Source organism: Citrobacter sp. wls710 (genome assembly GCF_005281115.1).
Taxonomy (GTDB): Bacteria; Pseudomonadota; Gammaproteobacteria; order Enterobacterales; family Enterobacteriaceae; genus Citrobacter; species Citrobacter werkmanii.
Map to the genome: position 1 here is coordinate 92,477 of NZ_SZXD01000001.1, position 21,175 is coordinate 113,651.

A 21,175-nucleotide genomic window follows, 5' to 3' on the forward strand; every position below is an offset into this window, starting at 1 on the left:
CGAATGGTTTTGCGTTTCGTTTTTTATGGGGACCTTAAACGCCCGGCTCCTGGTGCAACCGACGACATGCAGTGCCATCCTCACGGAACAGATGGCAACGCTCTGGCGGCAGGCCGATAGCGAATGTGGCACCCTCTTCTACCAACACCACGTCGTTCTGGCGGTAAACCAGGTTTTGACGGATGGCGGGGATCTGGATATGAATTTGTGTTTCGTGACCAAGTTGTTCGACCACCTGGACTTCACCTTCGAGAGTGACATCGGCGATTTCGCTGGGCAGCAGATGTTCCGGGCGGATACCTAAAGACATATTGGCGCCAACCTGAACGCGGGCACTGTCGACGGGTAACCAGACTTGCTGGCGGTTTGGTAATTCAACCTGCACCTGATCAATCGCCGTTGCGGTAACTTTCACCGGCAGGAAGTTCATTTTTGGCGAACCGATAAAGCCCGCGACAAAGCGGTCGGCAGGATAGTGGTACAGCTCCAGGGGTTTACCGACCTGCGCCACACGACCGGCATCCAACACCACAATTTTGTCTGCCAGGGTCATCGCTTCGACCTGATCGTGGGTGACGTAAATCATCGTGCGGCCAAGACGTTTATGCAGGCGGGAAATTTCAATACGCATCTGGACGCGCAGCGCGGCGTCAAGGTTCGACAACGGTTCGTCCAGCAGAAATACTCGCGGCTCGGCAACCAACGTACGGCCAATCGCCACACGCTGACGTTGTCCACCGGAAAGCGCTTTCGGTTTACGGTCCAGCAGGTGCGCCAGTTGCAGAACTTCAGCTACCTGATTAACACGCTGGTTCATTACCTCTTTTTTCGCACCGGCCAGTTTGAGGCCAAACGACATGTTTTCCGCGACAGATAAATGGGGATATAACGCATAGGACTGGAAGACCATACCCACACCGCGTTCGGCGGGCGGAATGTCGTTCATCCGGGTCTCCCCGATAAACAGGTCGCCACTGGTGATGGTTTCAAGTCCGGCGATCATACGCAGCAAGGTCGACTTACCACAGCCTGACGGCCCGACAAACACCACGAATTCCCCTTCGTGAATGTCGAGATTGATATCCTTCGATACCACCACGTCACCCCAGGCTTTCGTTACATTTCGCAGCTGTACGCTCGCCATGCCCTTCTCCCTTCGTTACAACCTGTCATCGACAGCAACATTCATGATGGACTGACTATGCGTTATCCCTCACGGGCGTGAATCCTCCACCCCCCAGCTTTTTTATGGGGGAGGAGGCGGGAGGATGAGAGCGCAGCGTCTGAGACCCGGACCACCAGCCTCAGAGGAATTTCGTGATGCAGCTTGCAAAAATGGGTGGGGTTTTATGTGCGCCAGTGCGCAATACTCACATTTATGTAACACAGATCACATAAAGAGCGGGTGGGGCGTAGGAGTAAGGAGGATGGAAAGAGGTTGCCGTATAAAGAAACTAGTACCCGTTAAGCCACCTCTGCAAAATCACCAAACAGGATGGGAACTATGAATATCAAAACTGGCGCACGCATCCTCGCATTGTCTGCATTAACGACGATGATGTTTTCCGCCTCGGCTCTCGCCAAGATTGAAGAAGGTAAGTTGGTCATCTGGATTAACGGCGACAAAGGCTATAACGGCCTCGCTGAAGTGGGTAAAAAATTCGAGAAAGACACGGGAATCAAAGTCACCATTGAGCACCCGGACAAGCTGGAAGAGAAGTTCCCGCAGGTTGCCGCGACTGGCGACGGCCCGGACATTATCTTCTGGGCGCATGACCGTTTTGGCGGCTACGCACAATCTGGCCTGCTGGCTGAAATCACCCCAGACAAAGCGTTCCAGGACAAGCTCTATCCATTCACCTGGGATGCCGTACGCTATAACGGCAAGCTGATTGCTTACCCGATCGCGGTTGAAGCGCTCTCCCTGATTTACAACAAAGACCTCGTTCCGAACCCACCGAAAACCTGGGAAGAAATTCCGGCGCTGGATAAAGAGCTGAAAGCGAAAGGTAAATCCGCGCTGATGTTCAACCTGCAAGAACCGTACTTCACCTGGCCGCTGATTGCCGCCGACGGCGGTTACGCGTTCAAGTTTGAAAACGGCAAGTACGACGTGAAAGACGTTGGCGTGGATAGCGCTGGCGCGAAAGCGGGCCTGACCTTCCTGGTTTCTCTTATCAAAAACAAACACATGAATGCGGATACCGACTACTCCATCGCCGAAGCGGCCTTTAACAAAGGCGATACCGCGATGACCATCAACGGTCCGTGGGCGTGGTCCAACATCGATAAGAGCAAGGTGAACTACGGCGTCACGCTGCTGCCAACCTTCAAAGGCAAGCCGTCTAAACCGTTCGTTGGCGTACTGAGCGCGGGTATCAACGCCGCCAGCCCGAACAAAGAACTGGCGAAAGAGTTCCTCGAAAACTACCTGTTGACCGACCAGGGCCTGGATGAAGTGAACAAGGATAAACCGCTGGGCGCGGTTGCGCTGAAATCCTTCCAGGAACAGTTAGCGAAAGACCCGCGTATCGCGGCCACCATGGATAACGCCCAGAAAGGCGAAATCATGCCGAACATCCCGCAGATGTCCGCATTCTGGTATGCCGTGCGTACCGCAGTGATCAACGCCGCCAGCGGTCGTCAGACCGTCGATGCCGCGCTGAAAGACGCGCAGGGTCGTATCACCAAGTAATACAGTTGTGAACGTGCCGGATGGCGGCATACATGCCTTATCCGGCCTACAACGTATGTAGGCCTGATAAGCGCAGCGCCATCAGGCACGCTGACCAACAGGTTTTCATTGTTGTTGAGGATTGAACCCCATGGATGTCATTAAAAAGAAACACTGGTGGCAAAGCGACATGCTGAAATGGTCAGTAATGGGTCTGCTTGGTCTGCTGGTCGGTTACCTTGTTGTTTTGATGTACGCTCAGGGGGAGTATCTGTTTGCCATCATGACGCTAATTTTAAGCTCTGTTGGCCTGTATATTTTCGCTAATCGTAAAGCCTATGCCTGGCGCTATGTTTATCCTGGCGTGGCCGGTATGGGGCTGTTTGTCCTGTTTCCGCTCATTTGTACCATCGCCATTGCTTTTACCAACTACAGCAGCACCAACCAGCTGACCTTTGAACGTGCTCAACAAGTCCTGATGGATCGTTCTTATCAGGCAGGTAAAACTTACAACTTTGGCCTGTATCCGGCGGGGGATGAGTGGCAACTGGCCCTCACCGACGGTGAAACGGGAAAAAATTATGTTTCCGACGCCTTTAAATTTGGCGGCGAACAGAAGCTGCAGTTAAAAGAAACCGAGGCGCTGCCAGCGGGCGAACGTGCGACACTGCGCATCATCACCCAGAATCGTCAGGCGCTGACTCAGCTAACGGCTATTCTGCCGGACGAAAGCAAAGTCATCATGAGTTCACTGCGTCAGTTCTCCGGTACGCAGCCGCTCTACTCCCTGGCCGATGATGGGACGCTCACCAACAACCAAAGCGGCGTGAAGTACCGCGCTAATAACGATATTGGTTATTATCAGACCATTAACGCAGACGGTAGCTGGGGTACTGAAAAACTCAGCCCGGGCTATACCGTCACCATCGGCTGGGACAATTTCACCCGCGTATTTACCGACGAGGGCATCCAGAAACCGTTCTTCGCCATCTTTGTCTGGACGGTAGTGTTCTCAGTCCTGACGGTGATTCTGACCGTGGCTGTGGGTATGGTGCTGGCCTGTCTGGTGCAGTGGGAATCTCTGAAGGGCAAAGCGATTTACCGCGTCCTGCTGATTCTGCCCTACGCCGTACCGTCGTTTATCTCGATTCTGATTTTCAAAGGGCTGTTCAACCAGAGTTTTGGTGAAATCAACATGATGCTCAGCGCGCTGTTTGGTATCAAGCCGGCCTGGTTTAGCGATCCAACCACCGCGCGTTCGATGATTATCATCGTTAACACCTGGCTGGGTTACCCGTACATGATGATCCTGTGCATGGGGCTGCTGAAAGCGATTCCTGACGATCTGTATGAAGCCTCGGCAATGGACGGCGCGGGTCCGTTCCAGAACTTCTTTAAAATTACATTACCGCTGCTGATTAAGCCGCTGACGCCGCTGATGATCGCCAGCTTCGCCTTTAACTTTAATAACTTCGTGCTGATTCAACTGTTAACCAACGGCGGCCCGGATCGCCTCGGTACCACCACGCCTGCCGGTTACACCGACCTGCTCGTCAGCTACACCTACCGTATCGCCTTTGAAGGCGGCGGCGGTCAGGACTTCGGTCTGGCGGCAGCGATTGCCACCCTGATCTTCCTGCTGGTTGGCGCGCTGGCGATTGTGAACCTGAAAGCCACACGTATGAAGTTTGATTAAGGGAGACAACGAACATGGCTATGGTCCAACCGAAATCACAAAAGTTACGTTTATTCGCAACGCACTTAGGGCTGCTGATTTTTATCGCGGCGATCATGTTCCCACTGCTGATGGTCATCGCCATTTCGCTGCGTGAAGGTAACTTCGCTACCGGCAGCCTGATCCCGGATAATATTTCCTGGGAACACTGGAAACTGGCGCTGGGCTTTAGCGTAGAACACGCGGATGGCCGCGTCACTCCGCCGCCATTCCCGGTGCTGCTGTGGCTGTGGAACTCGGTGAAAGTCGCCACCATTACCGCGATTGGTATTGTGACGCTTTCCACCACCTGTGCTTACGCCTTTGCCCGTATGCGCTTCCCGGGTAAAGCGACCCTGCTGAAAGGGATGCTGATTTTCCAGATGTTCCCGGCGGTGCTGTCTCTGGTTGCGTTGTATGCCTTGTTTGACCGCCTGGGCCAGTACATTCCTTTTATCGGCCTGAACACTCACGGCGGCGTGATCTTCGCCTATCTCGGCGGTATCGCACTGCATGTCTGGACGATTAAGGGCTATTTTGAAACCATCGACGGTTCGCTGGAAGAAGCGGCCGCGCTGGATGGCGCCACACCGTGGCAGGCATTTCGCCTGGTACTGCTGCCGCTTTCCGTACCGATTCTGGCGGTCGTGTTTATTCTGTCATTCATTGCCGCTATTACCGAAGTACCGGTCGCGTCACTGCTGCTGCGTGATGTGAACAGCTACACCCTTGCGGTTGGTATGCAGCAGTACCTCAATCCACAGAACTACTTGTGGGGCGACTTTGCCGCCGCAGCTGTACTTTCCGCTATTCCGATTACTCTGGTGTTCCTGCTGGCACAGCGCTGGCTGGTCAACGGCCTGACGGCGGGTGGTGTGAAAGGTTAAGTTTTATCGAAGTACCTGCCCGGCAACGGGCAATGCCACTGCAACCCTCAACTTATGTTATCCCAACCTGTGACTGTTATTCGGCGCTCTACGGAGCGCCCTTTTTTTATGTAAATTCCATACGTTTAAGCGATATAAAACGTTTACACTCACTGGATTATTTTTATTGACAGACAGTTAACATCTTTGTGATAAGCATCACATATGCAAATTTTCATAATGACGAAAACAAAATACAGAATAACACTTCCACTCTCGAAATATTACATTACCCTAACGATAAAATCGGGCGAGTAACAAATATGAAAGTTTATAATTTTGATAAAGTTATTTCACGCGACGGAACCTATAGCGCTAAATATAATAACAAGGGGCGTGACATCATCCCTCTGTCTGTAGCTGATATGGATATCCCCGTAGCTGATTTTATAGTTTCTGAATTGTCAGTCGCAAATCAGAAAGGTATCTACGGTTATACATTATTAAGTGATGACTGGCAGCAAGTAACAGCACAGTGGTACCAACGCCATTACTCGTGGAAGGTCAACCCTGAACACATTGTTTTTTGCCCACGGGTGGTACAAGCCGTCTCATTATTTATCCAGAACTTTACCCAGCCGGGAGATGCTATTGTCAGCCTGGCCCCAGCCTATCATCCTATTAGCCATGCAGTTGAAGTCAACCATAGAGTATTGCTGGAAAGTGCGTTACTTTATCGTGACCACCGCTATGAAATAGACTTTGCGGATCTCGAAGATAAGTTTAAAACGGCTTGTTGTTTTATTCTAATATCGCCGCATAATCCAACAGGAACAATCTGGTCAGAAGACAATCTGAGAAAAATAGCTTCATTAGCAGAGAAATATAATGTTTTTATTATTTCCGATGATGTTCATGCAGACTTCAATTTCACCCAAAAACAACATCAAACAATTTCTTCGATAAGTTCATACGTTGCACAAAACTCGTTTATTTGTACATCTCCAGCAAAAACATTCAATATGGCCGGACTTGAAATCGCCAATATTGTTATTGCTAATGATAAGTATCGTGAAAAATTTAAATCAGCTCTTATTGCAGCAGGTATCCATAATCCTGGTTATTTCTCTGTTCCTGCATTTCTCTGTGCTTACCGCCATGGCGATTCTTGGTTAGCAGCATTAAAAGATTATTTGGCCGAAAACAGGCGCTGGGTTCAATCATTCTGCCAGGCTCATTTTCCAGACTGGGTTGTCGCCTCTGGTGGTGGAACTTACATGTTGTGGATCGACTACCGGGCGATGAACATCAGCGAAGAGCAACTACGCCATTGGTTTGTCTCCCTCGCTGGTGTTGAGATGAGTTGGGGATCAGATTTTGGCGATGAAGGACTTGGTTTTTTCCGCGTGAACATCGCCACGCCGAGAACCACTCTTACACAAGCATTTGAACGGATTTATCAGAGCATACCCTTCACTACAGGAGTTTCCCTCCATGAATAATAACAATACTCCAAGAACACCAACTCTGGTGGAATCATTGTTACCAATACTAGCGATGGTTCTATTGCTGGGAGTTGGCTATGCAGCTTTCGATCTGCCACCTGAGCCATTAATGGTTCTTTCAACCGTCATTGCTGCGCTGTTAGTTAAGCGGTTGGGGTACGGCTACAATGCAATCCTTGAATCAATATCGCAGAAAATCGCCAAAACAATGCCTGCTCTGCTAATTTTGATCAGCGTGGGCCTCCTTATTGGGACATGGATGATAGGCGGTACTATTCCGCTGATGATTTATTACGGCCTTAATCTGATAAATCCTTCAATGATCTATGTGACCGCCCTGCTCGTTACTGCCGTCGTCTCTGTATGCACAGGGACATCCTGGGGATCGGCAGGCACCGTCGGTGTAGCATTTATGGGTGTGGCCATCGGAATGGAGGCTAATCTGGCAGCAACTGCTGGCGCTATTGTGGCGGGGGCTTATTTCGGGGACAAACTGTCTCCCCTTTCTGGCGACACTAACCTGGCCGCGATGGCGGCCCAGATAGATCTCTATGAACACATCGCTCATTTACTTTACACAACCCTTCCTTCATTGATTCTGTCAGCCGTTGTTATGACCCTCTATGGAATGAATGGCGATCTCGGCGGCTCAACCGTGCCCGACAAAGTTCAGCTAATTACAGAAGGATTAAAGGGGATTTATCATTTTAATTTGTTGTTATTGCTACCCATTGCAATTGTCCTGTACGGTTCGATTACCAAGAAACCAACTATTCCTATTATGCTTGTTTCGGCACTGGTAGCCATGATCAACGCCAGCGTCATTCAGGGTTTCGCACTACACGACATTGTAAAAAGTGCAGTAGACGGATTTAACGTTTCAATGCTTACCGATAAAGATGTTAATCCGCTATTAGGTAATTTGCTCAACCGCGGTGGCATGAACTCGATGATGAGTACGTTGCTTATTTGTTTCTGCGCCCTTTCATTCGCGGGAACATTGGCCTTGAGCGGCGCTTTAGAAGTCATCGTCCATAATCTGCTCAAATTAGTTCATTCCACAGGAACCATGATTCTTGCGACTATTGCCTGTGGCTTAACAATGATTAGCGTGACCTGCAATGGTCAGATCTCAATCCTAATCCCGATTGAAATGTTACGAAGTGCTTATATTGAGCGCGGGCTACATCCAAAAAATCTGGCGAGGACTGTAGAAGACTCTGCCACCATATTTGAACCGATTCTGCCCTGGACTGCCGCAGGTGCCTACATGGCAGGTACGCTTGGTGTTGCTACATTAAGCTATCTTCCGTGGGCTATTCTCTGCTGGAGTGGCATTTTCTTTGCGACGCTATGGGGTTTCACTGGCTTTGGCATCGCTCGCCTGTCCAAAGAAAAGCAGCAACAGCTCATGATGGAAACCGTAAATGAAAGCAAATAGAATCGGCCTGATTAAGATATTCGCCAGTCATTAACCACGTCTACACGCCGCAGCCCGATTGCGGCGTGTTGTCTTTTACTCTCGCTTCAGCCGTTTAGAATTACACAGCCACAGAGTGATCACCAACAGCAGGATCGCTGCAGAATAGATCAGCACATCCATCGGCGCTTTATGATCGACGATGATCAACCGCACAATCGCGGTGATCCCGATATAGACAAAGTAGCGCAGCGGAAAGTGAAACCCTGACTGAAAGTATTTCACAATCAAGGCGATAAATTCAAAGTAGAGGAAGTAAACCACCAGCCCTTCCACCAGCTCATACTTGCTGGTTTGTTCCGGCGCGAACAGCACATCTGCCAGATGCAGCGTTTCTTTCCCCAGGAATACGACCAGGATCAGGCCCAGACTCAACAACCCCAGATTCAACACGGTCTGTAAGATGGTGGAGATAAACTCCACGCGCGGACGAGATAGCGACGTCATAACGGCCCCTCCTGTTCAGTAACAAGGTTCCTGTATAACGCAGAAATGTGACAGAGATCTACATTTTTTGTTTATGTTTTGTGCAGCTCAATAATAGTGCAACAATGCTTCTGACTCTAACATCTTGAACGGAATAGAAATGCTTAAGATTCAAATGGCAACCGTCGACGATGCCAGCTTGCTAAGCTCAATGGGCTATACCAGCTATCGACATCACTTTGCGCCTTTGTGGAAAAACCCGAGCGAGCTCGACGCTTATCTTGAGCAGGAATATTCCTTACCAGCGATATCCAGCAGTTTGGCCGAGCCTGGAACCTTCTGGCTTATCGCCTTTGCCGATGCACCGGTTGGCTTTGCCAAATACAGTCTCCGCCACTCTGTTGATCCAGAAGGGCGTTCAGGGGCATTGCTACATAAGATCTACCTGATGCCAGATGCAACGGGCAAACAGTACGGTGAGCAGCTTTTTGCCGAAGTTATTCGCCAGGCCAAAGAGCAGGATGAAAAATGGCTCTGGCTTGAGGTACTGGCTGATAATCCTAAGGCACGGCAGTTCTATGAACGGCAAGGGATGACGTTTGTAAAGGAAATTGCTTTCACTACCGCCTCCCAGACCAGCATTTTGTACGTTATGGAAAAGCAGATTTAAGAGGATATAAATGGTGAATATTCGTCAATCCGCTGTTCGCAACGTCACGTGCGGTGAGAATGTAGTGGTTTATGAACCGGCGAACCTGTACGACTGCATACTGGAGGATAACGTTTTTGTCGGACCATTTGTTGAAATCCAGGGCAACACGCAGATTGGCGCAGACAGCAAAATTCAGTCTCACACCTTCATCTGCGAATATGTCACCATCGGTTCCCGCTGTTTTATCGGGCATGGCGTGATGTTCGCCAATGATATGTTTCGGCAAGGAAAACCCAATGCCGACCGCACCAGTTGGGGAAGAATTACGATTGGCAATGATGTCTCGATCGGCAGTGGGGCGACCATTCTGGCAGTCACAATCTGCGATGGCGCAGTCATCGGCGCGGGAAGCGTGGTGACAAAATCGATTACCGAGAAAGGCGTGTACGCGGGCAACCCGGCAAAATTATTGCGTCGTTTGTAAATCGCCGGATGGCGGCATAAATGCCTTATCCGACCGGCAATTTAGGCCGGATAAGCGCACCGGGCGATCAAGCATTAACGGAAGTTCTCGCTTCTGTCGCTGGTCATATCATACAGACCAAACTTACGTCCAAGCTGCTGCCCACCGTCACGTGTCAGCGGCGTCCAGCCAATCGCCGCACGGCTGCGGGTTGGGCCTGAAGAGAAGAGATCCAGCGGCACGGAAACGTACACCCCTTTGGTAAAATCACCCTCGCCATATTCATCCGGCGAGGCGTCGGTGATGGTCGCATAGCCTCCTACCACCACACCGCTGTCGAAGCGTTTGGCAATTTCCAGCGTTCCCCCCTTATCTCCCGCCAGATACTGACCCACGCTGGCTTTTACCAGTACATCCTGAGCGAATGAAGGATTCCAGTAAGCCGTCAAATGCCCGGTCTTCACGCTGTAGTCGGTGAATTTCATCATATCCTGCGCGCTACGCCAGTCACGCTGTTTCACATAGTTGGCGTCAATGCCAAACGCCCAGTTGCTGTCTAACGGACGATACAACACTTCTGCCCCTGCCCCGCCGTACATGGTCTCCAGATAACCAGCGTAAACCTGTCCGTAGAACCCGTTTCCGAGTGACTGGAAGTAGTTGGCCTGCAGGTTATTCACGTAGACATCGTTTTGTACATACTCACGCACGTGGGTACGAACGCGTGGTAAATGCGAATCCTGCGGCGGGTTGGTGTAGTTAAATTTGTCATAGTTATTGGCGAGGTTGGCGAACAAACTCCCGGTAGTCAGCAGATGATCGGTCACCCACCAATCCGCAGTTCCCATTACACCCAACTGGTACATATAGAAGTTTTCCGGGCCGCCCACCGACTGATTGAGTACCGGATCGATATGAAAATCAAAGCGAGACTTATCAATATACCAACCCTGCTCAGTCGTTTTCGGCACCACAGGCTCAACGCGTTTTTGCGCCAGTTGTGTTTCATGACCCAACGGCTCACCTTCCAGGTGTCGCTTAAGGCTGGAAACCTCCGTTTCGGTCGTCACCTGCGGCAAGTTAAGGCGATTTTCGGTAATACGGATCATGCGGATCCCGTCGGGAAGATCGTTCATCACGATCCGGTTGGCGCGTTCGATCCCTTCACGCGAATCACGGTATTTCACCTGTTCGCCGGTCACATACAGCGTATCGCCCTGCACCTGAATTTTAGGATCCGCCAGCCCGGCGTTATATTTCAGCAGCGTTAGCTGATTCGCCACTACCGAATGTTGCAGAATCGCATCCTGCGGCTGTGGTTGATACTTCGGACGGGCGTTATCGTTATAGTTTGGTCGCAAGTCGTTGAAGTTAGTCCGCAGCGTGAACCCAAACATAAAGGTGTTCCCGCGCTCATAGCTGAGGTTAACGTCGGCCCAATCGGTGACGCGATAGATAGCGCCGACGTTAAACTTGCTCTTTTGATCCAGCTTGCCCGCAAAATCCTGCTGGTAATTATTGCCTTCATACTCCAGTTTCAGGCGCAGCGGCTGCCAGGGTGTCTGATATTCCACGCCGCCAAATAACGATGCCGGACCATGAAACATCTGACTGCCGTCAATAGAACCAGCCTGCTTGTAGCTGTTATCGCGATGACAGAATTTATCGCTGTATGAGCAAAACGGATTGCTGACGTTGCCGCTGGTGCCAAGATATCCCCAGCCCAGACCGAGCGAGAAATCAAACGGGCCCCAGGCTTTGTTCGCTACAATATACTCCGCATCAAACAGACCCGTCCCGCCGATATCCCGCGCGCCAACGGCCACCTGCGGCATCCAGTAGCTCTCTTCCCACAGCCGAAGTTTGAGATCAAACGCTTTATCCTTGTATGTCTGATCGCCAGAAAATGACTCTACGCTGCTGTATTTTTTGGTACGCACATCGGTATAGCGCAGCGTGGTTTCCAGCCATGGGAACAGTTGCGCCGACGCAGAGTAGTAGCGGTACTGATCGTTGTCCCGGTAGTTGAGGCTCATTTCCCCTTCACGCGCCATCCGTGCAGTCGGGGTTTGCAGCAGACCTACGCCGCCAAAATCGGACTGGGATGGACCAATGGGCGCAGGCCATGTTTCACCGTGACAGGCAACGCTTACGCCCAGCGCCAGTAAGCTGAGCAGATAAGTTTTTCTCATTATTCAGGTATCCGCTGGGTCAGGGTGTGAAGAATATCGGCATTGATTTCATCCGGGGTACTGCTCCAGTAGGCATCAGAGAGTCCGACAAAAATGATGCTGCCGGGCATCGGCTCAACGTGACGTTTGTTCCAGTAAGCGATAGGGACTTTTTGCGAGCGCCCATCGGGATAGATGACCCACGCGTAGCTGCGATCCGCACCGCTGAGCCGACTTTGCCCATCGAGATAGCTGGCGACATCACGCCCGGGCACAAACGGTTGTTTACCCGGACGGCTTAGCAAACCAAACAATGTGATATCCGTTGGCTGGGATCCAACCCATAGCGTGTAGTTGCCCTGCAACGGTGGGTTGCCTCGCTCGCTGACGCGCACCACATCCGGGTCAAGGTTAATTTTCTGTCTGCCGGTCACCTTCAGCGCCTGAATTTGCTGGCGTAAGGTGTTGATAGCCTCGGCATCGTCACCGCTTTCTTCAGCACTCAGCGCTGCCAGACGAGCCAGTAATGTCTGCTGTTGGCGTTCTGCCGCCGCCGTTGCCCGCTCTTCGCTGATGACCGCTCCGGGCCACCAGCTATTACTCAACCGCGGCTGTCCAACCAGATCGATCAGATGCTCCGCACCGGTCAATATTTTGGGTTCAGCGCTGCCTGCAATCATTACTTTGACATTGCCCGCAGCAAAAACAGAGGGTGCGCTCAGGCTAAAAATCAGCGCCATTACGGCTCGTTTCATCATGATTTTGCCGCCTTAATCAGCGTGGTTTTCACCGGGAAGAAGTTAGCTCCCAGATACTGTTCCGACTGACGGATTTGCCCTTCGCTATCGACCCAGTAGCGGTTATGCCAGCGCGTTTGATCGGTAGTTATCTCTTCATCAAGGATGCGCACTGGCGTTTCATCACTGCCGACCTGAATACTGTCAGTGCCATCCCATGTGAAAACAGAGCGGGCGGTGGCATAGCGCACCTGCTGATGTTCAGTCCAGCCCATCGTGCGGGTCCATGTTGCGCCATCGGTTATCTGATTGGGTTTGATGAGCGGGTCTGCTGCCAGATTATTCACCTCAATCAGGTTGTCCCCGCCGAGCTGCGTTTTCACAATGCGCCCATGCTGCGTCACGAGAATGGCCTGATCCTGAGTCACCCATTTCTGCTGTCCGTTTTCTGCAAACGCGAGTACGACAAACAGCTGTGGACCACCATTGAGCTGCATATACTGGCTGGCGTAGGGCATGTTTTGGATTTCATCATCCGTCATTTGAACGCCGGGAGTACCAAACACACTATCCCACAGCGAATGGCCCAGCCCTTCGGTGGTGGCCGAGCACGCCTGTAGTAACAGGCAAACCAATATGAGCGCTGGTCGCTTCACGACACTTCTCCGCATTATTGCCGGGTGCGCAACGCTTACCCGGCCTACAAATCCCGCAGGCTTTTGGTCATTCAAAATAACCACACCGAAGTGTGGTTAGAATTAAACGTACCGGTATTACTGGGTACTGGTGGTTGTCGTGGTTGTGGTTCCGGTATTAGAACCATCACCACCACCGGTTGCCGCAAGGGCCACCCCCACCGCAGAACTTACGGTGCTCACGCTGGTGGCAGAGGAACTTCCTGCCGAAACCGACGTGGCAGCCGACCCTGCAGCCTCACCCACCTGAACGGGGGCAGCATAGACAGAGGTCGCCGCAAGCGCAGATATAGCCCAAAGGCCATACAGAACTTTTTTCATCACAAATTCCCTTCATTTAATGAATGGAGATTTACCCAAAAGAATTTCGGGCGAGATCGAGTATACACAAGCCAAAGTGTGCGAATTACGTCAGGCGGGAATTTAGGATAATTAGAAAAGAAAGCAAATCGTCATTATTAATTAATAATATTAAACATTAAAATCAATCAGTTAAAATATAAACATCAGATATGCAATATCCGTAAATTCCGAAAATAACAGAGATGGAATTCCGGTAAGTTAATTACTTTAGGATTAAGCTCAATTAGGGAGTGAAGTTACAACGTAGATATCCTGGAGCAATCTTATAAAAAAAGCCGATATTAATATCGGCTTTTATATTTCATTAATGCCGGATGGCGGCTAAACGCCTTATCCGTCCTACAAATGTGTGCCTGTAGGCCGGATAAGCGCAGCGTCATCAGGCGCGCCAGGACTTATAACGGTTAATCAAACCGTTAGTCGAGCAATCATGGCTGGTGATCTCTTTATCATCATTCAGCTCAGGCAGGATGCGATTTGCCAGCTGTTTGCCCAGCTCAACGCCCCACTGGTCAAAGGTGAAGATGTTCAGGATCGCGCCCTGCGTGAAGATTTTGTGCTCGTACAGGGCAATCAGCGCACCCAGGCTGAACGGCGTGATTTCACGCAGCAGGATGGAGTTGGTCGGGCGGTTGCCTTCGAACACTTTGAACGGCACCACGTGGTCCAGCGTTGCCGGATCTTTACCCTGGTCGCGGTATTCCTGCTCTACCACCTCGCGGGATTTACCGAACGCCAGCGCTTCGGTCTGAGCGAAGAAGTTGGACAGCAGCTTCGGATGGTGGTCGGACAGCGGGTTATGGGTGATAGCCGGCGCGATGAAATCGCACGGTACCATTTTGGTGCCCTGGTGAATCAGCTGGTAGAACGCATGCTGGCCGTTAGTCCCCGGCTCGCCCCAGATAATTGGGCCCGTCTGGTAGTCCACCGCATTGCCGTTACGGTCCACGTATTTACCGTTGGATTCCATATTGCCCTGCTGGAAGTAGGCCGCGAAACGGTGCATATACTGGTCATACGGCAGGATCGCTTCGGTTTCAGCGCCGAAGAAGTTGTTGTACCAGATCCCGATCAGCGCCAGCAGCACCGGCAGGTTTTTCTCCGCCGGGGTAGTGGAGAAGTGTTTGTCCATCGCATGCGCGCCGGACAGCAGCTCAACGAAGTTATCGAAACCAACGGACAGGATGATCGACAGACCAATCGCTGACCACAGAGAGTAACGACCGCCAACCCAGTCCCAGAACTCAAACATGTTGGCGGTATCAATACCGAATTCGCCGACCGCTTTCGCGTTAGTGGAGAGGGCTGCGAAGTGCTTGGCAACGTGTTTTTCATCACCGGCGGTTTTCAGGAACCAGTCGCGCGCGCTATGGGCGTTGGTCATGGTTTCCTGGGTGGTGAAGGTTTTCGAAGCGACCAGGAACAGCGTGGTTTCCGGGTTCACTTTCTTCAGCACTTCAGCGATGTGCGTCCCATCGACGTTAGACACAAAGTGCATGTTCAGATGGTTTTTATACGGACGCAGCGCTTCGGTCACCATGAACGGACCAAGGTCGGAACCGCCGATACCGATGTTCACTACATCAGTAATGGCTTTGCCGGTATAGCCTTTCCAGCTTCCGGAAATGATCGCTTCCGAGAAGGATTTCATCTTCTCCAGCACCGCGTTCACTTCCGGCATCACATCTTTGCCGTCAACGATGATTGGGGTATTGCTACGGTTACGCAGCGCCACGTGCAGCACGGCACGGTCTTCGGTACGGTTGATTTTCTCACCGGAGAACATGGACTTGATAGCGCCTGCCAAATCGGTCTCTTTCGCCAAATCCTGCAGTTTGGCCAGCGTCTCTTCAGTGATGCGGTTTTTGGAGAAATCCACCAGCATCAGATCGTCAAATGTCGCGGAAAATTTGGTGAAACGATCGCTATCTTTCGCGAACAGATCGGCGATAGTAACGTCTTTTATCTCTTCAAAGTGTTTTTGTAGTGCCTGCCAGGCTGAGGTCTGCGTTGGATTGATGTTTTTCATTAGCAATACTCTTCTGATTTTGAGAATTGTGACTGAGATCGATTGTAACGCCAGTCACAGAAAAGTGTGATTGTTTTAATGCCATTGCCAGGGCATCCGCCAAACGAGGCTACAAAGTATAGCCGTTATCAGCATTGTTATTAGTACCGTTACTCAACGCAGTTGCAGCATGAAAAATCCGCATAATCCCAGCGTTGACAGTGCAAGCTACACATTTTATTTATAAATACGGTATTTGCATTTGCGCCTGCACCGGTTTCCGTTCTGCCTTATGTGCCATGGTCGCTCTATTCACTCCCTGACACGAGGTAGTTATGACTGATGTAGTTGTCTCCAAGTTTGGCGGTACCAGCGTGGCGGATTTTGATGCCATGAATCGCAGCGCCGATGTGGTGCTTTCTGATGCGAACGTCCGATTAGTGGTGCTTTCCGCGTCGGCAGGCATTACTAACCTGCTGGTCGCGCTGGCCGAAGGGCTGGAGCCAACCGAGCGCTTCGAAAAACTCGACGCCATTCGTCAAATTCAGTTCAATATTCTGGAACGCCTGCGTTATCCAAACGTGATTCGTGAAGAGATCGAACGCCTGCTGGAAAACATCACCACGCTGGCAGAAGCGGCGTCACTGGCGACCTCAACCGCGCTGACCGACGAACTGGTCAGCCACGGTGAGCTGATGTCTACCCTCCTGTTTGTTGAGATCCTGCGTGAGCGCAACGTCCAAGCGCAGTGGTTTGATGTGCGTAAAGTGATGCGCACTAACGATCGTTTCGGTCGTGCAGAACCCGACGTCGCAGCGCTGGCCGAACTGACCACGCTCCAGTTAGCCCCGCGTCTGAGCGAAGGCCTGGTGATTACCCAAGGCTTTATCGGCAGCGAAAGCAAGGGCCGCACCACCACGCTGGGACGCGGCGGCAGTGATTATACGGCCGCCCTGCTGGCTGAAGCGCTGCACGCAACGCGCGTCGATATCTGGACCGATGTTCCCGGCATTTACACCACCGATCCGCGCGTCGTTCCAGCCGCTAAACGTATTGATGAAATCGCCTTCGAAGAAGCCGCGGAAATGGCGACCTTCGGCGCGAAAGTGCTGCACCCGGCAACCCTGTTACCTGCTGTACGTAGCGATATCCCGGTGTTTGTTGGCTCCAGTAAGGATCCAAAAGCAGGCGGTACGCTGGTATGCAATAAAACCCAAAATCCACCGTTATTCCGTGCCCTGGCGCTACGCCGTAAGCAAACGCTGCTAACGCTGCATAGCCTGAATATGCTGCACTCTCGCGGCTTTTTAGCGGAAGTGTTCGGCATCCTGGCGCGCCACAACATCTCGGTAGATTTAATTACTACATCGGAAGTCAGCGTGGCGCTGACGCTGGATACCACCGGTTCAACGTCTACCGGCGATACGCTGTTAACACAGTCTCTGCTGATGGAACTGTCTGCCCTGTGTCGGGTTGAAGTGGAAGAAGACCTGGCGCTGGTGGCGCTGATTGGCAACGACCTGTCCAAAGCCTGTGGCGTGGGTAAAGAGGTGTTCGGCGTACTGGAGCCGTTCAACATCCGTATGATTTGCTACGGCGCATCCAGCCATAACCTGTGCTTCCTGGTGCCCGGAACCGAAGCCGAACAGGTGGTGCAGAAGCTGCACCATAATTTGTTTGAATAATATTTCATCACGCGATAAATAATAACTATAGCCGGGCTCGAACCCGGCTTTTTTATAACAACACAACACATTTCAATCGCAAGGAATATAACATGCTCGCTACTCTGACGCGGCTGTTCCCATTATGGGCGCTGCTGCTCTCTGTTATTGCGTATTACACGCCCTCCACCTTTACGCCTGTCGGGCCATTCGTGCCGTCGTTACTGATGTTGATTATGTTCGGCATGGGCGTCCATTTGAAAGTGGATGACTTTAAACGCGTACTCTCACGTCCTGCGCCGGTCGCCGCGGGTATTTTCCTGCACTATCTGGTGATGCCGCTCGCCGCATGGATTTTGGCGCTGGCTTTTAATATGCCGCCGGAACTGTCCGCAGGCATGGTGCTGGTCGGTAGCGTCGCCAGCGGAACAGCGTCTAACGTCATGATCTATCTGGCCAAAGGCGATGTAGCGCTCTCCGTGACTATTTCATCCGTTTCAACGTTGGTCGGCGTTGTCGCCACACCACTGCTGACACGGCTGTATGTCGATGCGCATATTCAGGTGGATGTGATGGGTATGCTACTGAGTATTCTGCAGATCGTGGTCATTCCGATTGCCCTGGGACTGGTCATTCACCATTTGTTCCCACGCATCGTAAAAGCCGTCGAGCCGTATCTGCCCGCGTTTTCTATGGTGTGCATCCTGGCGATCATCAGCGCCGTCGTGGCAGGCTCCGCTTCGCACATTGCGTCCGTCGGCTTTGTGGTGATTATCGCCGTTATCCTGCATAACACCATTGGCCTGCTCGGCGGCTACTGGGGCGGAAAACTGTTTGGTTTCGACGAGTCGACCTGCCGTACGTTGGCTATCGAAGTCGGCATGCAGAATTCAGGGCTGGCCGCTGCGCTGGGCAAAATCTACTTTGGCCCTCTCGCCGCCCTGCCCGGTGCGCTGTTCTCCGTCTGGCACAACCTTTCTGGTTCGCTGCTGGCAGGCTACTGGTCCGGTAAGCCGATTGATGAGAAACCACACGCAGTAAAAGAACACTAATCTTCATAAATGGAGGAGGCATCCTCCATTTCTCCCTACCCGCATTTGAACCCCATCACAAAACAACAAATATCAACATAAAACAAAATTAAAACTTAATTGTTATATTTCAATTAAATACATAAATTAACCTGTTTTAACCTCAAATTTAATCATTTTTCCAATGTTGATTTAGTTTGTTTTAATTGGGAATATGATTTCACTACAACACAGACAAACCCTTACCCTATCTTCGAGGCCGCTATGAAAAAAATTGCGATTATTGGGAGCAGTGGAGGCAACCTCTACAACCTGGGTGGTGCTGAACCAGAAAAGCTACTCCAGGAAATTTACCAGCAGTGTGAAGCCGCAGGAGTGGAAGTTGCCGCTGTGCAGTTCATTGCGGCAGAAGCCTCAATGGACGTTGCCAAAGCTCACACGCCAGCGTCGGTATTTGCACTAACCACAGAAAACCAACAAAAACCACAAAGGATATTTCAGGGCAAACTTTCAGAAGTGAACGACTCGGTAGTTGAGAGCGATTTCAGGATTGCAGAAATGATCCGTAACGGTGAGATCGATGGGATCATCGTGATGAGCGCCGATCCGGTGAAGGCCAACCAGGCTGTCTTTGCCGCAGCTGTTGAAATGAAAATACCGATTGTTGGCACCGGCGGGACCTCAATGGCGCTAGTGGCGGCAAAGGGGGCAAATGTCGTCGCAACCTCGGGCACGACGGGTACCACCAGCCGAACCCGCGCAGTCTCCTTCATCGCATCACTGTGTAAGCACTGGGGCGTTAAATACAAACCACAGTTGGGCAGTGCTTCTCCTTCACAGGGCGGTTCTGGAAAAAGTCTGCTTAAACGCTTCAATATTCGCAGCATAATGATCCCTGCGCTGCCGGGCTTTATCGCCATGGCAATCGTGCTCGCACTCAGTCACATTCCGGGCCTGGAAAAACTCAACGATATCTTTGAAATTCTACTGAAGGGCCTGCCGGTTTTAGTTGCAGTTCTCGCAGCAAAACAGATTTCGGAACTGGATGAAGTCTCAATTGTTGCCGGGGTGGTCGCCGGAGTGCTTTCCGTCGAGGGCGGTCTGATTGGAGGGATCATCGGTGGTTTGATGGCCGGGATTTTCGTTCGTTGGCTGTTTGAATTATGCCTGAATTGGCGCTTTCCGATGACCACCGTCAACATTGTAGCGGGTGGGATCTCGGGTCTTGCCGCCGGGTTAATCATGCACTATCTGCTAAGTCCGCTGGCGCTGTCAGCAGGTAATTACATCAAACTGGCTATCGAAACCACGCTGGCTTTCAGCCCTATTCTTGCCGGCCTGCTGGCTGGGTTGGTTATCTGGCCAGCAATTCTGGGGGGAGTCTATCACGCAGTCATTCTGCCGCTGGTGCTCCTGGAAATGGAAAAATCCGGAGTCAGCTTCCTCGGCGCTGTCGATATGGTCGGCCTGGTGATGGTTGCTGCAGGAATCAACCTGGCTAACGTCATCGCACCACGAGAAAAAAGCGAAGCAGCCGTCGCGACGCCCGGCCTGCTTATCAACCTCGGCTTTGGGACCTTCGTTGAATCGGCCTATCCGTTCATGTTTGCCAACAAAATTGTCTTTGGTTCAGCGATCGTTTGGGCCGGTCTGGGCGGCATGATGCTGGGTTTCTTTAACGTCAAAGGCGTGGCTTATGTCCCTGCATTCGCCTCCCCGTTTTTGTCCAGTAATGCGCTTCAAATGGCCATTGTGATGGTTACCGTCATGGGGCTGACCTGTATTTCCACCATTATTGCCAACCGTTTTAAGGCTGTCGCACAGAAAGAATCTACCGCGTCGGCCCATTAATTAATGCACCAACACCAGAGGTACACCATGTTTAAAGGCGATATGAATAAAAAACGCGCTAAAGCGTTACAGAAAGTGAAAGATGCCATCACGCTGCACGGCGGGCAGACCATCCTCAGCACAGGGATAACCGGCGACGATGCGCGTCTGGCAAAAGCAGTATGTGAGGCGGGCGTTAAGCTGCTCGAACCGAACCATCCCGCACTGGCGCTGGCGCGTGGGCATAAGGGGGTGAGCAACATGCACGCGGCGGAACAAATCCGCCACGAAATCACTAACAGCCAGATGGCCGAAGCAGTGCATGGTGTGCGTAATGTGGTTCCTGACGATATCTTCATTACTGTCGGTATCGCAGGAGGCTTTACCGAAACGTTACCGGTCCCGCTCACGGAAACAGAGATACTGGAGATTGCTCGTGCTGGTGCCGATGGCTTACACACCCATAAATCTGACTGGGACGATCTACAGGACATCGTAAATCTCGCCCATCAGTATGGCCTGACCGTTGATGCTTATATTGGACACCCGGATGACCTGCATACTTTCGGTATTCCTGCACGCACTCCGGAAGAGGTCACCAGCGTAGCAAAACGGATGCAGGAGATTGGCGTCGATATGATTGGTTTAATGACCGGTATGAGCTACGAAGGCGTAGCCGCAGGTGATATTCCGCAAGCCATTAAAGATCGCCTGTGGGCACTGGTCAGCGCGGTAAGCGTGCCGACGCTGGCGGAAGGCGGAATTAACCTCGCCAATGCCAAAGCGTTTAAGGATACCGGGGTCAATATTCTGGTCGTCGGTACGGCAATCGACAATATGGTCTGCAACGCCGCCAAAGAGGCTGTCACACCGTTTATTGCGCATTGAGATTAAGG

At 51.6% G+C, this 21,175-nt stretch carries 18 protein-coding genes; 11 read left to right on the forward strand and 7 right to left on the reverse strand.

Annotation, left to right across the window (positions count from 1 at the left end):
- Window positions 1-34 precede the first annotated feature (34 nt).
- A complete protein-coding gene (gene malK, locus FDX14_RS00430) occupies window positions 35-1,144 on the reverse strand; it encodes a maltose/maltodextrin ABC transporter ATP-binding protein MalK (RefSeq protein WP_038636246.1) in 1,110 nt (369 codons plus the stop codon).
- Window positions 1,145-1,504: 360 nt separating this feature from the next.
- Here malK and malE point away from each other — a divergent pair, with 360 nt between their 5' ends.
- The 5 genes from malE (at window position 1,505) to nhaC (ending at window position 8,200) form a co-directional block, all read left to right on the forward strand.
- Window positions 1,505-2,695 carry a maltose/maltodextrin ABC transporter substrate-binding protein MalE gene (gene malE, locus FDX14_RS00435; RefSeq protein ID WP_042313011.1) on the forward strand — a complete coding sequence of 397 codons (1,191 nt, stop codon included), beginning with the start codon at window positions 1,505-1,507 and terminating at the stop codon, window positions 2,693-2,695.
- A gap of 130 nt (window positions 2,696-2,825) precedes the next feature.
- A complete protein-coding gene (gene malF, locus FDX14_RS00440; protein WP_137348845.1) occupies window positions 2,826-4,370 on the forward strand; it encodes a maltose ABC transporter permease MalF in 1,545 nt (514 codons plus the stop codon).
- A gap of 14 nt (window positions 4,371-4,384) precedes the next feature.
- Window positions 4,385-5,275, forward strand: a complete 891-nt coding sequence (gene malG, locus FDX14_RS00445; RefSeq protein ID WP_038636242.1) for a maltose ABC transporter permease MalG — start codon at window positions 4,385-4,387, stop codon at window positions 5,273-5,275.
- A 302-nt stretch (window positions 5,276-5,577) separates the two neighbouring features.
- On the forward strand, window positions 5,578-6,756 hold the full coding sequence (locus tag FDX14_RS00450; RefSeq protein ID WP_061382716.1) for a MalY/PatB family protein: 1,179 nt from the start codon (window positions 5,578-5,580) through the stop codon (window positions 6,754-6,756).
- Complete coding sequence (gene nhaC, locus FDX14_RS00455) at window positions 6,749-8,200, forward strand: Na+/H+ antiporter NhaC (RefSeq protein WP_043018068.1); 1,452 nt, start codon at window positions 6,749-6,751, stop codon at window positions 8,198-8,200. The genes FDX14_RS00450 and nhaC overlap by 8 nt, the downstream gene beginning before the upstream one ends.
- A gap of 75 nt (window positions 8,201-8,275) precedes the next feature.
- On the opposite strand, the gene psiE is transcribed toward nhaC, so the two are convergent.
- On the reverse strand, window positions 8,276-8,686 hold the full coding sequence (gene psiE, locus FDX14_RS00460) for a phosphate-starvation-inducible protein PsiE (RefSeq protein ID WP_003031674.1): 411 nt from the start codon (window positions 8,684-8,686) through the stop codon (window positions 8,276-8,278).
- 139 nt (window positions 8,687-8,825) lie between these two features.
- Between psiE and FDX14_RS00465 the strand changes: the two genes are divergently transcribed.
- Window positions 8,826-9,335 (forward strand): GNAT family N-acetyltransferase, encoded by a 510-nt coding sequence (locus FDX14_RS00465; RefSeq protein ID WP_137348846.1) that lies wholly within the window; start codon window positions 8,826-8,828, stop codon window positions 9,333-9,335.
- 10 nt (window positions 9,336-9,345) lie between these two features.
- Window positions 9,346-9,801, forward strand: a complete 456-nt coding sequence (locus FDX14_RS00470; protein WP_042313022.1) for an acyltransferase — start codon at window positions 9,346-9,348, stop codon at window positions 9,799-9,801.
- Window positions 9,802-9,875: 74 nt separating this feature from the next.
- On the opposite strand, the gene FDX14_RS00475 is transcribed toward FDX14_RS00470, so the two are convergent.
- The 5 genes from FDX14_RS00475 to pgi all read right to left on the reverse strand — a co-directional run bounded on the left by FDX14_RS00475 (window position 9,876) and on the right by pgi (window position 15,775).
- Window positions 9,876-11,972, reverse strand: coding sequence for a YjbH domain-containing protein (locus FDX14_RS00475; RefSeq protein WP_137348847.1), 2,097 nt, complete (start codon window positions 11,970-11,972; stop codon window positions 9,876-9,878).
- Complete coding sequence (locus FDX14_RS00480) at window positions 11,972-12,709, reverse strand: capsule biosynthesis GfcC family protein (protein WP_137348848.1); 738 nt, start codon at window positions 12,707-12,709, stop codon at window positions 11,972-11,974. Before FDX14_RS00480 ends, FDX14_RS00475 begins: the two co-directional genes overlap by 1 nt.
- Window positions 12,706-13,344: a YjbF family lipoprotein gene (locus tag FDX14_RS00485; RefSeq protein WP_042313028.1), complete on the reverse strand. Its 639-nt coding sequence runs from the start codon at window positions 13,342-13,344 to the stop codon at window positions 12,706-12,708. The genes FDX14_RS00480 and FDX14_RS00485 overlap by 4 nt, the downstream gene beginning before the upstream one ends.
- A 117-nt stretch (window positions 13,345-13,461) precedes the next feature.
- Window positions 13,462-13,704, reverse strand: coding sequence for an exopolysaccharide production protein YjbE (gene yjbE, locus FDX14_RS00490; RefSeq protein WP_137348849.1), 243 nt, complete (start codon window positions 13,702-13,704; stop codon window positions 13,462-13,464).
- Between the two features lie 421 nt (window positions 13,705-14,125).
- Window positions 14,126-15,775, reverse strand: coding sequence for a glucose-6-phosphate isomerase (gene pgi / locus FDX14_RS00495; protein WP_079225672.1), 1,650 nt, complete (start codon window positions 15,773-15,775; stop codon window positions 14,126-14,128).
- A gap of 314 nt (window positions 15,776-16,089) precedes the next feature.
- Here pgi and lysC point away from each other — a divergent pair, with 314 nt between their 5' ends.
- From lysC to FDX14_RS00515, 4 genes are all read left to right on the forward strand, one after another.
- On the forward strand, window positions 16,090-17,439 hold the full coding sequence (gene lysC / locus FDX14_RS00500; protein WP_042313032.1) for a lysine-sensitive aspartokinase 3: 1,350 nt from the start codon (window positions 16,090-16,092) through the stop codon (window positions 17,437-17,439).
- A gap of 92 nt (window positions 17,440-17,531) precedes the next feature.
- A complete protein-coding gene (gene panS, locus FDX14_RS00505; RefSeq protein WP_079225673.1) occupies window positions 17,532-18,470 on the forward strand; it encodes a ketopantoate/pantoate/pantothenate transporter PanS in 939 nt (312 codons plus the stop codon).
- A 243-nt stretch (window positions 18,471-18,713) separates the two neighbouring features.
- Complete coding sequence (locus FDX14_RS00510; protein WP_170973565.1) at window positions 18,714-20,300, forward strand: PTS sugar transporter; 1,587 nt, start codon at window positions 18,714-18,716, stop codon at window positions 20,298-20,300.
- A 27-nt stretch (window positions 20,301-20,327) separates the two neighbouring features.
- On the forward strand, window positions 20,328-21,167 hold the full coding sequence (locus FDX14_RS00515; RefSeq protein ID WP_079225675.1) for a beta/alpha barrel domain-containing protein: 840 nt from the start codon (window positions 20,328-20,330) through the stop codon (window positions 21,165-21,167).
- Window positions 21,168-21,175 lie beyond the last annotated feature (8 nt).

What these genes read in the sequence shown, in the direction of transcription:
- nhaC (WP_043018068.1), top strand. Translation starts at nt 6,749, where the DNA reads ATGAATAATAACAATACTCCAAGAACACCAACTCTGGTGGAATCATTG.
- FDX14_RS00465 (WP_137348846.1), top strand. Translation starts at nt 8,826, where the DNA reads ATGCTTAAGATTCAAATGGCAACCGTCGACGATGCCAGCTTGCTAAGC.
- malF (WP_137348845.1), top strand. Translation starts at nt 2,826, where the DNA reads ATGGATGTCATTAAAAAGAAACACTGGTGGCAAAGCGACATGCTGAAA.
- FDX14_RS00515 (WP_079225675.1), top strand. Translation starts at nt 20,328, where the DNA reads ATGTTTAAAGGCGATATGAATAAAAAACGCGCTAAAGCGTTACAGAAA.
- malE (WP_042313011.1), top strand. Translation starts at nt 1,505, where the DNA reads ATGAATATCAAAACTGGCGCACGCATCCTCGCATTGTCTGCATTAACG.
- FDX14_RS00475 (WP_137348847.1), bottom strand. Translation starts at nt 11,972, where the DNA reads ATGAGAAAAACTTATCTGCTCAGCTTACTGGCGCTGGGCGTAAGCGTT.
- panS (WP_079225673.1), top strand. Translation starts at nt 17,532, where the DNA reads ATGCTCGCTACTCTGACGCGGCTGTTCCCATTATGGGCGCTGCTGCTC.
- FDX14_RS00480 (WP_137348848.1), bottom strand. Translation starts at nt 12,709, where the DNA reads ATGATGAAACGAGCCGTAATGGCGCTGATTTTTAGCCTGAGCGCACCC.
- lysC (WP_042313032.1), top strand. Translation starts at nt 16,090, where the DNA reads ATGACTGATGTAGTTGTCTCCAAGTTTGGCGGTACCAGCGTGGCGGAT.
- pgi (WP_079225672.1), bottom strand. Translation starts at nt 15,775, where the DNA reads ATGAAAAACATCAATCCAACGCAGACCTCAGCCTGGCAGGCACTACAA.
- FDX14_RS00470 (WP_042313022.1), top strand. Translation starts at nt 9,346, where the DNA reads ATGGTGAATATTCGTCAATCCGCTGTTCGCAACGTCACGTGCGGTGAG.
- psiE (WP_003031674.1), bottom strand. Translation starts at nt 8,686, where the DNA reads ATGACGTCGCTATCTCGTCCGCGCGTGGAGTTTATCTCCACCATCTTA.
- malG (WP_038636242.1), top strand. Translation starts at nt 4,385, where the DNA reads ATGGCTATGGTCCAACCGAAATCACAAAAGTTACGTTTATTCGCAACG.
- FDX14_RS00510 (WP_170973565.1), top strand. Translation starts at nt 18,714, where the DNA reads ATGAAAAAAATTGCGATTATTGGGAGCAGTGGAGGCAACCTCTACAAC.
- yjbE (WP_137348849.1), bottom strand. Translation starts at nt 13,704, where the DNA reads ATGAAAAAAGTTCTGTATGGCCTTTGGGCTATATCTGCGCTTGCGGCG.
- FDX14_RS00450 (WP_061382716.1), top strand. Translation starts at nt 5,578, where the DNA reads ATGAAAGTTTATAATTTTGATAAAGTTATTTCACGCGACGGAACCTAT.
- malK (WP_038636246.1), bottom strand. Translation starts at nt 1,144, where the DNA reads ATGGCGAGCGTACAGCTGCGAAATGTAACGAAAGCCTGGGGTGACGTG.